We start from the raw sequence: 13542 nt of genomic DNA, 5'->3' as shown, positions 1-13542 counted from the left end.
GCGCAGGGACGGATTGCGATATAGCTAGCCGATGACCTACGAACTCGCCGTCCTTCTTGCCCGCATACCACTCGACATAGCGGTGCCGCTGCTGATCGGCATCGCGGTGCTGGTCTCGGTACTGGGCACCTGGATCGTCAATACGATCTACACCCCGTTCCAGTTGGAACCGAACAACGCTATCGGCGGGATCAAGTACGGCTTTCTGGGCGAAGTCTATGCCGTAACCCTGGCGCTCGCCCTGATCGGCGCCTTCGACCGCTACACCGATGCCCAGACCACGGTGCAGAAGGAAGTGGCGGCTCTGGTGATGCTGGACCGCGCCGCGGAGGTCTACGATCTGCCCGATCAGACTGACGACCGGATCCGCATGGCGTCCGCCGTACGGGAATACGCTCGCGCCGTCGTCGAGAAAGAATGGCGTACCATGAGCGTCGGGATTCCGAGCTTCGAAGTAACCCACCGGTTCAGGCAGCTATCCGATGCCTTTCTGAAGGTCGAACCGATCACGAACGCCCAGCAGGCCCTTCAGCAGAACACGGTGGAATGGGTTCGCCAGGTTAACGAGAGTCGGAGCTTCCGGCTGACCACCGTGTCGCGCAGTCTGGTTTCCCTGGTCTGGGTGCTGCTCGGCATGGGTACGGTCCTGGCTATCGTGTTTCCCTGGTTTCTGGGATCGGCCAACGTCGCAATTCAAGGCTTGATGTCGGCAATTCTGATAAGCTTCCTGGTGATGCATTTGATCGTGGTGCTGCATCTTGCCTACCCGTTCGTCGGCGAGACCGCGATCAGTCCAAGCGTGTTTCTTGCGGTTGCGCAATAGAGGGGTGTTGTCGTGCCGCTGTCGGACGTAGTCGTCGTCGACTCCACATTGCGGGAGGGTGAGCAGTTCGTTCTCGCCGATTTTTCCAGCGATGCGAAACTGGAGATCGCCCGGGCACTGACGTCCTTCGGCGTCGCTTATCTGGAAGTCACCTCGCCGGCCGCCAGCCGGCGGTCCCGGACCGACGCGGCGACCATCGCGAACGCGGGATTGCCTGCGACGGTCGCGGCCCACATCCGTTGCCACAAGGACGATGCCGCGATTGCCATCGACACCGGGGTCGGCGCCCTGCACATGGTCATGGCCACGTCACCGATCCTGCGAGCGGCCAGTCACGGCAAAGCAATTGCCGAGGTGGTCAGGATCGCCGCCGAGGTCGGCGAGTTCGTCCGGAGCCGCGCGCCGAACATCGAGCTGCGCTTCTCCAGCGAGGACGCCTTCCGATGCCCGTTGAACGATCTGATGAACGTCTACCTGCCCTTGTCGGAACTTCGGCTGTTCGACCGGTTCGGGCTGGCCGATACGACCGGCGCCGCCACGCCCGACCGAGTGGCCGAGGTTGTGAATCTGCTCGGCCGCCTGACGGCCACACCGATCGAGTTTCACGGTCACAATGACATCGGCTGTGCCATCGCTAACGCTCACGCGGCTGCGGTGAACGGTGCGACGCACATCAACACCACGGTCCTTGGGCTGGGTGAGCGCAACGGTATTACCCCGCTCGAGGGCCTGATCGCCGTGATGTACGCGGCCGACCGTGTAAGTACGGTAGCCCGATTCCGGTTGAGCGAACTCCCGGCTCTGTGCCGGCGAGTGGCGGAGTTGGCCGGGGTCGCTGTCCCCTTCAATCAGGTACTGGTCGGTGACACGGCGTTCAGCCACAAGGCCGGGATGCATACCAAGGCCGTCCACAACGACCCACGCTCGTACGAGGCGATGGATCCCTCCGATTTCGGCCTGACCCGCGAGATCTCGATCAGCCATCGCCTCACCGGATGGAACGCCGTTCGGGTGCGCGCCGACGCCTTGGGCCTGCGGCTCGCATTGGCCGACCTGAAGGAAGCCACATCCCGGGTTAAGAATGCCGCTGACGAAAACGCTCTGTCGCTCGACGATGTCGACCGGATTCTGACCGACGTCGCCGCCTTGGCAACCGCTCGGCCGCATTGACGGCGATCATTGTGGCGGCGGCGTACGCATGATCATCGTGCTTCCGGCGTACAGAATTCCCAACCCGGCGAACACCGCTCCGAACACGATCAGCGCCGATGCATTTCCGTGGGCCGCCAACAACAGGGGACCGACCAGTGTCGGCCCCAGGATGTGGCCGAAGCGCTCGGCCAAGCGATAAATCGCCAGGGTTCGGTCCCGGCCGACACTGTGCGCGGCATGGCTGTCCGCCACCCGCGCTATCACCGGTGCCGCAATCAGCCCCTGCCCAACACCCAGCGCCGCAATCGACAGTGCGATTGCAATTCCGGCAGCAGCCGGGACGGCACTCGATGCGACCACCGACTGAACGGCGGCGGCGGCACCCACCGCCCATCCAGGGATGAAGGTCGGAACAGTGGCATTGACGCCCGGTACCACCAGAAGCCCCAGCAGGACCGTTCCGAGGCCAAGCATCAGCATCCCGATGGTCAACACCCCGTCGATCGACCGCAGTCGCGCTACCAGCCGAGGCGCTCCAACCGTCACCAGATAGGTGACGACCGCGAACACCATCATCGCCTGCCCAACCTCGTCATCGTCGTATCCGCTGCCGTGCAGCACCAACGGCACCGCGAACATCGCGATTCCGGCCAATGCAAACTTCGATGTGATCCCGACAAACCCCAGCACCGCCATAAAGTCGGGCGCTCGGGCTAACCGTCCGACACCGCTCAGCAACCCGACCGAGTCTTCCTCGCGGCGAACCAGCGGAGGCAGAACGAAACGGATATAGATCGCAGCAGCCACCGCGACGACTCCGCCAACAAACAGAACGTCGTGGTCCGGGTTGAAGACTGCCAGCAGCCCGCCGAGTCCCGTTCCGACGATCAGCCCGCCGTTGTAGCCGAGAACCTGGACTGCAGCGGCGCGCGTGCGCTGACTCGGGCCCACCACTTCGAACGCATAGGCCTGGACGGCGACCAGCAATGTGCCCTGACCGGCACCACCGAGCGCACGTCCGACGCACAAGGCCCAGAACTCCGGTACCAGCGATACCAGGAACAAGCCGCCACCCACCGCCGCCGCGCCGATCATGAACAGCCGGCGCAGTTCCATCCGCCCGGTTACATAGGATGCCGGTAGAAGTGCGGCGGTCAGGCCCACGAAGAATAGCGTGAACGGCAGCGACACCCATCCCGACGGCAATCCCTCGGCAACCACCGTTTCATGGGCGATCTCCGGCAGCAGCGACAACGACAGGGCGTCGGCGAAAATGCCCAGGAAGTATGCCGGCCGAAGCAGCGCCAGACGGCTGTCGGCGGTGGCTGCCACCGCCACACTGCCAGAGCCGGTACCAGCTCCCTGCCCTTCGCGCACGGCCCTGAGGAACACCAATGCAAACACCGCGCAACCGAAGAACAGTGCGACAAAGTTCCGGGCGCCGGCCCCCAAAGCCGCAAGAACCACCGACAACGGCAGTTCGACCGACAGCAGCAGATCCTGCCCGGAGCCATTGCGAATCGGCAGGTCGAAGGTCAACCGTCGCAAGTCGATCGCAGACAACGCGCCGGATCCCTGCTCGCTGTCCACGCTGTAAAGAACCTGGCCTTCCCGAACCAGCGAGATCGCCGCGATGTTCGGGTTGATACGGCGATACTCCTCCAATGCCTCCGCGATGCCCGAGAACGCGGACAGCGGAATCCCGAGTTCGGTGGCGGCCGACAGTCGCATCGCCATCGACCGGGCAAGCGCCTCGGCCTGGCCCTCGGTCCCCTTGCGGTACAGATCGAACATGACGGCGACCAGCACCACCAGATTGATCGCGACGACCCCCATGAAGAGGCGGGTCAACCAGCGCTGCAGCGTGTCCTCGCCCCGCGACACCAGAACCAACTGGATCATGGTGAACAGAACGAACAGACCCGCGGACAGCATGATGACAGGTCGGAACGCGGCATCGACCACCGCCTCGATGCGGTCTCGATCGACGTGGAGAACCACCGCACCGACCGTGCCGAATTTGTCGCGTACCGGCAGCTCCAAACGGACGTCGGTTGCAGACCGTCCGAACGGTGAACTCGGGGTACCGTCATGGGTCTGTTCGCCAAGCGCCTCGCGATGGCAAAGACGGTCCTGAACCGCCAACTCCGCTTCGCAGGCGATCGGCTTGCCGTTCACGTCGACAATGGCGGTCGACAGGATAGCCGGATCGACCTCGCGAAGCTGGGCGCCGCGCCGATCGAAGCCTCCGAACTGATCGAGCGGCAGGCCTGACTTGGCAAACTGATCGACAACGGTCTGGAGCGTCGCGCCCAGCTGCTCAAGGCGCTCCAGGCGGATCTGAACGTAGACCCGGGTCGCCTCGCCATAGCCGACGTAGGCGAACAGCAGCAGGCTGAGGGCCGTCAGTGCCGCGCTCGGCAAAACGCGTGCAATCGCCTTCATGTCACTTCCGCTTCGCCCGAGTAAGCCGGCACCCACTCTGGTGGACGCAATTCCGGATCATCCCTGGAGCAATCGCCCCAGGTACATCCGCCCGTCATCACCGGGAACGCATGCCCTTGGCCAGCGGCACCGCTTCTTCGAGAACGGGATCTACCTCGCGCTGCACCTTGCGGAGCGTCGCCACGTAGGTCTGGTTATGGCCGCCTTCGAGACGGAGGGCTTGGCGCAGGTACTCGGCACCTCCCGCCTTGTCGCCATTGTCCGCGAGGTATTTGCCATAGGCAAACAGGATTCGCGGGAAATGCGGATCCATCGCAACCGCTTCCTCGTACTTGCGGCGAGCCTCGTCGTGCTGACCAAGCGCGGTCAGCGCCTCGCCCCAGGCGATCAGGGCTTCGGGGTACTGCGGTGCGATCTCCAAGGTCTTCTTGTACCGACCGATGGCCTCGTCATACCGACCCTGGTCAGCCAACGCGTTGCCCCAGCGCATCATCGGTCGCGGGAAGCTTGGGTCCAGGATCATCGCCTGGCGGAACTTGACGATAGCTTGCTCATAGTTCCCCTCGCGGCGCAGCGCATCGCCGAGCAAGGCATATGTCCACGGCAACTGCCGCCGGTCCGCATGGACGAGCGCGAAGTCGATCGCCTCCTTGGTCAACGGGAACTCACGCTTCGCCGACTCTTCACGGAAGTGATAGACGGCGACCAGATAGGGATCGATCTCCTGCATCAGCCGGAGCGCAACCTTCTGGATCAACCCCTCGACGTCATCGGCGGGCCCGTGCTCCTCGATCGAGAAGTGCCAGTACTTCGGCGACTTGCCCTTGATCGCCAGCACCAGGTCGTCGCCCTTCTCGATGATCTCTCCCTCGAAGGTGTAGGGTAGAAAACCCAGAGCGACCTGTGTCGATCGTATCGGGCTCGCCAGCCCGAACCAGTCGCTCAGCGCCTCGACCGAACGCCCCTGAGCCGTCAGTTCGGTGGTCAGGGTACCGCGGCTGCTGCCTGCCGCGTCGGCGATCTTGGCCATCTTCTCGGTGAGCATTCCGGCGGCGACCTCGTGGGTCACTCCCAGGTCCGAAAGATGGTGGGGAACCGAGATGTCCTCGATAATGATCGTCGCAGGATTCACGAAGTACGAAACCGCGAAGAACGCTCCCACAGCCAATACCGGCAACGACAGAAACCCGTCAAACATGCTCGCTCTCCCCCGGCCCATCCGGTCGCCCGCCAGTAGCGGTCCGGTGACCATGACCCATCGACACCTGAGACTACCCCATCAGGTCGGTGAACTTAAGCCGATGAAACCATCAGTTCGGCGAATCCTGCGAACTATCCGCCAACGCGCTGCCCGAACTCGATAACGGCCCGTCCGGTGGGATCGTAGACAAAGGTCGCCGACTCGAAGAACGAGAAGGGAATCGCAATTCCAATCCGCTCCGCGACCTGAAAATTGATCGCAAGATCCGGCGGCGTGACCATTCCGACCGGCAAGGATGCCGGATTCGCCTGCCCCAGCAGCACGTCCTTGGCATAGACCGCCGCCAGGGCCACCGCGCTGGACAGGTTGACACCAATCGACAGCAGCGCGGAATCCAGTCCGGGTCGCACGACGTCCGGCAGCATCGATACCACCGGAACCCGACCGGCATGGCGGTTGACCTGGTCGATGCGCTCGTACACCGGTGTCGAACCGGTGACCAGCAGGACACTGCGCTTCAGATCGACGTCGCTGCGACGCATGGCGTCCAACCCGGACGGCACCGCGCTATCCAGCTCGACCGCCGCGGTCGCCTCGTCCTGTACCGAGATGTCGACGACGGTGAGGCCCAGAACGCTGGCCGCGTCATGCAGCGGCTGGACCTGCGTTCGCAAGGCGCTGGTGTTGTCGCGCGAGTACATGACGCCGATCGTCGTCAGGCCCGGAACCAGCCTGCGCAGGTACGCAACCAGAGTGTCGGTTGCTACGTTGATTGACGTGTAGGCGATGTTGGTCCCGCTTCCTGTCTGGGCGTCCGCGACCTGCCCGGACGCGACCGGGTCCTTGGACGCACTGGTCACCGCCGGTATGCGGTGCCCGCGATGGTGTTCGTGCAGGTAGGCTGTGGCAACCGATCCGACCGACATGATCAGGTCGACCGGTTGCGCATACGCCCAGTCCAGGGCTTCGCGCGCCACGGCGTCGTCCTCGTCATAGAACCAGACCGAAAAGCGCGTTGGCACGCCGTGCTGCCGAAACACTTGCAGGATGGTGTTGACGGATGTCGAGTACGCGATCTCCGAACGCTTCGGAATCAACAGCATCACCAGCTTGGCCGAGCGACGCTGGGATTCCGAAGCCCAGGCCGGCTCGATGCTGTGACGAGCACTGTCGCCAGTGTCCTGATTGACGGCGTATTCATTCAGCGCCGTCGAGTCGTACTGCAGCCAGTCGAGCACCGGCCGGGCCTGTGCCGCCAGTGGGACATTCGCCCCAACTGCACACGTCACCACCAGGCCCAAAGCCAGCAACAGTCGCCGAAATCTCGAGCACCGGGCTGAATCCAGCATCGTCAGCCTCCTCAGAACGGGACGGTGCCCGCGATCGTGAGCCTGTGCATGACCCTCGGCAGGTCCGGCGGCGTGAAGGTGGCGCTGTGAATGACCGCGGCATTGTCCCACACAACCACATCGCCCTGCTGCCACTTAAAGCGCAGCACCGTTTCCGGCGCGGTCGCAACCTCGCAGAGTCGGCGCAGCAGCGGCACCGCCTCCTCGTCCGGAATCCCCTCGATGCCCACCGTCATCTCGTCGTTCAGGTAGAGGCCCTTCGCCCCGGTCACCGGGTGGGTGCGTACAATCGGATGCAGGCGGTCAGGCTCCCGGTTGCTGCGCTGTGCCGTCGGCGACGCAGCGTCCGCGGCAGCCTCCGCCATGCGCAATGCCTTCACCCGTTCGATTTCCTTGCGTTCGGATTCGTCGATCGTGCGGTCGCCGGAGTAGACGAACTCCTTGCGCTGGTAGCGGTGGATGGCGCGCCGTCCCTGAATACGGGCCTTGGTCTCGTCGTCCAACCGCTCATACGCGTCCACCGTATTGACGAAAAGGGTGTCGCCGCCACGGTCCGGCACGGTGACGCCGTGCAGCAGAGTGGCGCTGCTGGGCTTCTCGGTGAACGTGCTGTCGCTGTGCCAGTGCGTACCGGCCCCGTCCCGCCCGATCGGCTTGCCGTCCTGCCGCACGTTCGAGAGCACGTAGATCTGCGGGTGCGTCGGCAGATTGTAGGCGCTGATGAAGAACGGCTCGATCGTCCCGAACGCCTCGGCGAACCGAATGAAGCCATCCGGTGCCACCTCCTGGCCGCGGACGACGATGACCTTATGCTCCCAGAACAGACTGAGCAGCTGTTCCCGATCCGCATCCGCAATCGGACGGGACAGGTCTAGTCCCCTGATCTCGGCGCCCAGCACCCTGGAAAGCGGTTCAGCCGTCAGCATTATCGCACCACCGCAGGTTCGGAGAAGATCAGCCGGGACGACACGGAATCGTCCACCTGTACCTCGACGCCCGTCAAACGAAACCGCGCGCTTGGCCCCGCGTCACGCCAATCGGCGGCATCAAGGAGAATGCGAACGAGCGCAAGCTCGGGTCTGGCATCGATCGACGCCCGGTCGTTCAACTCTCGCAGCAGCGCCAGTCGTTCGTCCGTAGCGAGGTCGCGGTCATGGCGGAAGTTGAGTGTCAGATCCTGCCGATCGGCCCGCGCAACCGCGTAGCTCGAAAGCGCGTACCCTGCCCGAGCAGCCAGAACGTCCAGTTGCTCCGGCGCTTCGATCGCCAACCGTCGAAACGCATCCGCCGACCGTGTGTCGTCCTGTGCTCCGGTGATCTGGCCGACGGTCTTGTCGATCCAAGCCGAAAGCGCGGCCTCAAGCTCGCTCAACCAGCCGCCAACCGACACGACGGCATCGCCCAGGGCGCCCGCACGCACCGGTGCCGCGCCACCCGAAACCGTCGCAGCAACCAGCATCACCGCGACCAGGACTCCCTTCATCGTGAACTCTTCCGCTTCCGGTCCCCAGAGCCGATTCGGCTCGACGGCGTAGGAAACCCCATTCCCGCCCGCCACGCAACGCGGGCATTGCGTTCAAAGGACGATCGGCCATTATGACCAAAGGGTGGATCAACGGAGCGACACATAACATGGCTAGCGTTCTTGTCGTCGCCACCAGCAAGGGCGGAACGGGCAAAACCACTATTGCCGCATCGCTTGCGGCGTATTGGCGCAACGACGGCAAGCGCGTCGCAATGCTCGACACCGATCCGAACCAGGCTGCCACGCGGTGGTTCCGCAAGGGTTCCAGCTACGACAACGTCGAAGCTCAGGCGACCTCCGACGAGCATGCCATCATCGGAGCGGTTCAGGACCTGAGCGAACGGGCCGACATCGTCATCGTCGATACCGCCGGCTTCGGAAACCAGTCGATGATCTACGCCGTCGGGATCGCCGATCTCGTGCTCATACCGGTGATGGCGGACGAAGCCAGCCTGTTCGAAGCCAGCAAAATGAAGAAAGTCATTCAGAGCGCCAGCGCCCTGACACGACGGGACATTGCGTTCCGCACCGTCCTGAACCGTGTGAAACGGGCAACGGTCGTCCGACACACGGAGCGCCAGCTCGAAGCACTCGGCCTCAACCCGGTCGACGCCAGGATCGGTGACCGGGCCGTGTTCCAGGAGGCATCGTATCACGGGTCGTCGCCGCAGGAGCTGGCGCCCAAAGCCACGGCATCGATGGAGATCCGCCGGCTCGCGCGTGAACTTGAGCCGGCGCTTCTCGGGACGTGATCGACAGACGCGCTACTGTATGCGCGACGCCGTCACAATGATGTAGGAATCCAGCTCCTCGCGAACGGTCTCCGCGGCAAGGCGTGCCCGGACAAGCTCAATCCACGAAGCCGCCAGCGCCGCGCGATCCGCCGGCAATACGCTGAGTGTATCGATCGCCGTCTGGAACTCGCCCTTCCCGACCGACTGCTCGGCACGCGCCACCACCGCCGGGACACCGTCTCCGGTCGGCGCGCCGTCAAGTCGCCAACGCAGCCGCATCGTTGCGGCCGTCAAGCTCGCCATGGTCTCCGAAACCTGAGATGCCAGATCGCCTTGCGCCTGCGGTCGCTGCTCCGCGGTCAGGATGGCGTGGGCAGCGTCGTCAAAGCGATCCTGCAGGTCGCTGATGCTCGGCACACCGACCTCGGCCCGCGCCTCGATGGACGCGATGATCCGACCGGCGGCCTCGTCACCCCCCGTCAACGCGCGGAACAGGTTGAGCGGTCCCGCATAGGGCTTGGAATCGGCCAACGCCACACGCAGATCTTCCGCGACCATCAGGATGCCCGGAAGCTTGGCGGTGCGGATTGCTTGCTCCAGCGCGACCTGCTGCTCGGTCATGGCTGAGACCGTCGCCTTCAAAGCGGCGATCTCGCCCTTCAACTCGGAGCGCACCTGGTCGGCCGTGACCCGATTGCTGGATCCCGTCGATCCGTACACGATCGGTGTCCATTGCGGATAGGTCAGCGCCAGGACGATGCCGATCACACCGGCAAACAGACCCGCCATCGCCACCCCGCCGTTTCCGGAACCAGCGCTCGCCACCCGATCCGGGGCCGGAGACGCATGGGCAGCGGGAGCCGGCGCCGCTTCAACCTTCGGCGCTGCCTCGATCGTTTCCACCGGTGTTTCAGATGCCACGGGAGCCTCGGCTGCCTTGCTCGACCGAGCCGGCGCTTTCGGCGCTGCTCTGGTCGACCGTGAACGCGCGGGTCGCTTGGTTTCGTCGGCCATTTTGCCTCCGATCAATCGTGGCTGGTTCAAGAAAAGCGTTGCTCGATCATGGGGCACGGGCCAAACGAGTCAAGACGCACGTGCAGCATAATCCAATCCAACTCACTCAATGAGCCGCCGCTCTGCGATAATACTGAAGTATCACAAGCGCTACCGCGGCCGCCCAAAAATTCAGAGTGTTGAACGTATAAGCAATCAACGTAATCACGTAGACGGCGAGAGCTTGGGAGAACAGGCAGAGGAACGCGATCCCGACAAGGCCGGCTGCGAGGTCGATGCCTCTGAGATAGATCAACGCCGCGACAACTGACACGGCCAGAAGGATGGTGATGAGCAGCACCACCAGTGCCAGGACCGGAGCCGTATCCGGGCTCTGAACGACGGGCATGAGTGCTTCGTAGCCGTACAGCGCGGGATCGGCCCGGTACCTTAGAAAGAAGGTCCACGGAAGATCCCAAATCCCCCCAACCTCGAAGATGGCGGAGATCCGAAAACTTGGGCTGTGCGGGTTGGCGTACAGCACCGCCCATCCGAGCAACACCCCGGCAACGACGGCCGGCCTCGTCACGATTGGCACGTGCCAGTAGCCGCGAAGGTTCGGCAGGCGATGGAGCAGTCCCAGCAGAGCCAACGCCGCGATGGGCATCGCAATGAGAAAGCCCCCGGAAATTGCCTTCAGTCCCAGCGCGCCAACCCAGCCGAGCAGTCTCTCGAACTCACCGTCCACCACGACGTCCTCGATCGTGAGTTCCGCAGCCGCCTTAGCGGGTATGACTACCGGCCACCGAGTTGGATCAGCGCCTTACCCGGGGGTTGCAATCCGGGCGTAGATCCGTGCCGACAGCTGATCGTATGCGCGTTCGGTTGCCAGGCGGCGGCGCGCCTCGACAATCCAGCCGTCGAGCAACACGTCGCTCTGCCGGTTGTTCAAGGCGACTGCCTCATTGATTGCCAGATCCAGCTGGCCGGCCTCAAGCACCGCGTCGATCGATGCGATCGCCGATGAAATCTGTCCGATCGGGTCGGCCTCAGGTACCGAACGGGTGCCGACCAGAACCTCGACCCAGGAACTCAGTCGCTGCGTCCAGCTGCGCATCACCGTTAACGAGCCGCCCATCTGGGTCGCCGCGAACGCGAAGTCGCGCCGCAGGCTACGCAAGCTCGCCACTCCAGTACCAGCCTGTGAGTCCAGCGTCGCCAGAGCCGCCAATGCCTCCTTGTCATCACCGACCAGTTGCTTGGCCAGTGCGAGTTCCATCTTGAACGGCGTATCGCGGTCGAGGGCGATCCGAAGCTGGGTCATGCCGATCAGCGGGAGTTCCATCGATTTGCGTTGCTCGGCAACCCGATTGGTCAACTCGGCGACCGGTACCAACCGTTCGTGAGCCTTGGTGATCTCGGCCGAAAGGGCGTCGAACCGGCCGGACATGCTTTCGATCAGCGCAATCGCCTGGGCATCCGCCTCCTCAAGGGAAGCAAGTTTGGCCTGAACCGCTCCGAGGGTGTCCTGCAGCGCGGTCAGCGCTTGCTCCGCCGACGCCGCCCGTCCCCCAAGCGCATCGACCGACTGCCGAACCTCGTCGAGTCCCGCTATCTGCTGATCGACTCCGTCAAGGCGACCGGTGATCCCGTCCAGCGCTGACTTTTGATCGGCGTTTGCGGCTTCAACGGCACTCAGTCGCTGGTTCTGCTCGGTCTTGAGCAGCAGTTCGCGCGCCGCCGCGGGATCCAGCCCCGGGGCCGCCGCGATCCGTCCGAGCGCTTCGGTCAGTGTTGCGATCCGCTGATCCAGACCATCGTAGGTAACCTCCAGCCGGCGCGTGTCGTGACCGGTAATGAGATCAACGGTCTTGGCTTCCATCTGCGGAATGTACCGCTGGAGAAGCGCCCGTGCCTCACTCCGCAGGCTGGGAGCCGCCAGTGATGCAAACGCAGCAACGATGGCGACGCCGGCAAAAAGCGCTGGCCAAACAGCGCCGCTTCTTGCAGCCGGCTTCACAGCGGTTTCCGGCTTGGTCACGGCACCGGCTTTGGCCGATGGACGATCGCCGCCGCCATCGCCCGGGCCGCCGCCGGTAGACCCGCCGCCGCCTCCGCTACCGCCTAGCTTAGGCTCCGCGCGCCCGTCGCTGCTGCCCGGATACTGGCTGGCAAGCTTCGACAGCGCGTCGGGATCCACGTTCGGTAACGGTCGGTTTGCCATACCCGCAGTCCCCCTCCACCGGCGACAAGCCGGATCGCTCCATTCTAGATTCAGGTGGCCTTGATCGAATTGTACCAGCGCCGCGACCGGATCACCCACCCAGCCCTTTTGGGCTGAACGTCGTTCTCCTCCATAATCGCCTTGACGCGCAGCCGGGCTTCGTCGACCGACACCCGCCCCTTGGTCTTCGCCCGATACATTTCGACCGCTTGCTGGAATTCCGCCTTGGACAACCGGCGGCCTCGGTTTCGCGCCGACTGAACCAGGATCAGGTCTCGAATCTCGGCCTCGGTCGCACGCTGCAGCGAGAAGCCCTGGTCATTGACCGTCGAGAGCAGCACCCCCCGCGCTTCCTCCAATGACAGATTGTAGCGCGCCATGCCGTCCTGCAGCAGCCGCCGTTCCTCATCCGCCCGGATGAAGCCGCCGTTCATCGCCTCGATGCGGACCGTGTCCGCAAACCGGCGCCGACCATCCGTCCCCTGCGGCATCGTGTGGTCCATCTCAGTGTCGCCCGTCCTTGCACAGCCCAATCATCAGGCCGGATGCATGTACAAACCGCATCGGGCCTGATGTTTCAAGCTATTAACGATGAAGCAGCCGACTCATGCCAACTGCGCCATCGATTGATAACGACGCAGTTCAGATCGTTCCCGTCGTCTGCCCCATTGGGGGGGCCGTTACGAACCAATGCGCCGCCACACCGCCGACGACGGCACCGGCGATCGTCGCCAAGCCGCCACCACCAAGCAGATCAATCAGAATGGCCCCGCCCGCGGCACCAATTGCGATCGCCGCAATCTCGTTGGTGCTGAGCACGACGGTCTGACTGCCGCTCGCCAACCTGCCCGCCGTGCTGCGCGCCGAGTTCACCATGTCCTGCATGGCCGATTGCATGCGACCCACCATCGACTGCAGTTCCTCGATCTGCTCCGGCGTCAGCACCTTTTGAGCAGCGCTCGCCGAATCCTGAGAGGGAGCGGCCGCCGCCGGCGGCGTAGTCGAACCGGCCGTCTGGGCCTGAACGCCGGAAGCCGGCAGCATCAAAGCTCCGAACATGAAAACGGCGATTTGCCAGGCGCGCATCTGCTTCTCC

13 protein-coding genes are annotated in these 13542 nt (G+C 63.9%); 3 read left to right on the top strand and 10 right to left on the bottom strand.

Going from position 1 to position 13542, the window contains the following annotated elements; all coding sequences use genetic code 11:
• Nucleotides 1-31 precede the first annotated feature (31 nt).
• Entirely contained in the window at nucleotides 32-823 is a 792-nt protein-coding gene (locus tag RIC54_RS25800; RefSeq protein ID WP_350094001.1) for a bestrophin-like domain, read from the top strand.
• 12 nt (nucleotides 824-835) lie between these two features.
• Entirely contained in the window at nucleotides 836-1993 is a 1158-nt protein-coding gene (locus tag RIC54_RS25795; RefSeq protein WP_350093998.1) for a homocitrate synthase, read from the top strand.
• A 6-nt stretch (nucleotides 1994-1999) separates the two neighbouring features.
• Here the strand turns inward: RIC54_RS25795 and RIC54_RS25790 are convergent, their stop codons facing one another.
• The 5 genes from RIC54_RS25790 to RIC54_RS25770 form a co-directional block, all read right to left on the bottom strand.
• The gene (locus RIC54_RS25790; RefSeq protein ID WP_350093995.1) at nucleotides 2000-4420 is read right to left on the bottom strand and encodes an MFS transporter; all 2421 of its coding nucleotides are present in this window, start codon (nucleotides 4418-4420) and stop codon (nucleotides 2000-2002) included.
• A gap of 97 nt (nucleotides 4421-4517) precedes the next feature.
• Complete coding sequence (locus RIC54_RS25785) at nucleotides 4518-5618, bottom strand: tetratricopeptide repeat protein (RefSeq protein ID WP_350093992.1); 1101 nt, start codon at nucleotides 5616-5618, stop codon at nucleotides 4518-4520.
• 134 nt (nucleotides 5619-5752) lie between these two features.
• Complete coding sequence (locus RIC54_RS25780; protein ID WP_350093989.1) at nucleotides 5753-6970, bottom strand: ABC transporter substrate binding protein; 1218 nt, start codon at nucleotides 6968-6970, stop codon at nucleotides 5753-5755.
• A gap of 11 nt (nucleotides 6971-6981) precedes the next feature.
• On the bottom strand, nucleotides 6982-7896 hold the full coding sequence (locus tag RIC54_RS25775) for a TauD/TfdA dioxygenase family protein (protein WP_350093986.1): 915 nt from the start codon (nucleotides 7894-7896) through the stop codon (nucleotides 6982-6984).
• Nucleotides 7896-8453: a hypothetical protein gene (locus RIC54_RS25770; RefSeq protein ID WP_350093983.1), complete on the bottom strand. Its 558-nt coding sequence runs from the start codon at nucleotides 8451-8453 to the stop codon at nucleotides 7896-7898. Before RIC54_RS25770 ends, RIC54_RS25775 begins: the two co-directional genes overlap by 1 nt.
• Nucleotides 8454-8602: 149 nt before the next feature.
• Here RIC54_RS25770 and RIC54_RS25765 point away from each other — a divergent pair, with 149 nt between their 5' ends.
• Nucleotides 8603-9247 (top strand): nucleotide-binding protein, encoded by a 645-nt coding sequence (locus RIC54_RS25765; protein ID WP_350093980.1) that lies wholly within the window; start codon nucleotides 8603-8605, stop codon nucleotides 9245-9247.
• 12 nt (nucleotides 9248-9259) lie between these two features.
• Here RIC54_RS25765 and RIC54_RS25760 read toward each other — a convergent pair whose 3' ends face one another.
• From RIC54_RS25760 to RIC54_RS25740, 5 genes are all read right to left on the bottom strand, one after another.
• Nucleotides 9260-10150, bottom strand: coding sequence for a COG4223 family protein (locus tag RIC54_RS25760; protein ID WP_350093977.1), 891 nt, complete (start codon nucleotides 10148-10150; stop codon nucleotides 9260-9262).
• 199 nt (nucleotides 10151-10349) lie between these two features.
• Entirely contained in the window at nucleotides 10350-10970 is a 621-nt protein-coding gene (locus RIC54_RS25755; protein ID WP_350093974.1) for a hypothetical protein, read from the bottom strand.
• Between the two features lie 75 nt (nucleotides 10971-11045).
• Entirely contained in the window at nucleotides 11046-12446 is a 1401-nt protein-coding gene (locus tag RIC54_RS25750; protein WP_350093971.1) for a hypothetical protein, read from the bottom strand.
• A 50-nt stretch (nucleotides 12447-12496) separates the two neighbouring features.
• Nucleotides 12497-12949 carry a hypothetical protein gene (locus RIC54_RS25745; protein ID WP_350151577.1) on the bottom strand — a complete coding sequence of 151 codons (453 nt, stop codon included), beginning with the start codon at nucleotides 12947-12949 and terminating at the stop codon, nucleotides 12497-12499.
• 139 nt (nucleotides 12950-13088) lie between these two features.
• A complete protein-coding gene (locus RIC54_RS25740) occupies nucleotides 13089-13532 on the bottom strand; it encodes a hypothetical protein (protein WP_350093965.1) in 444 nt (147 codons plus the stop codon).
• Between the last annotated feature and the right edge of the window lie 10 nt (nucleotides 13533-13542).

This window comes from Thalassobaculum sp. (genome assembly GCF_040219215.1).
In the GTDB taxonomy this organism is placed as follows: Bacteria; Pseudomonadota; Alphaproteobacteria; order Thalassobaculales; family Thalassobaculaceae; genus Thalassobaculum_A.
This window is presented reverse-complemented; position numbering and strand designations above follow the sequence as displayed.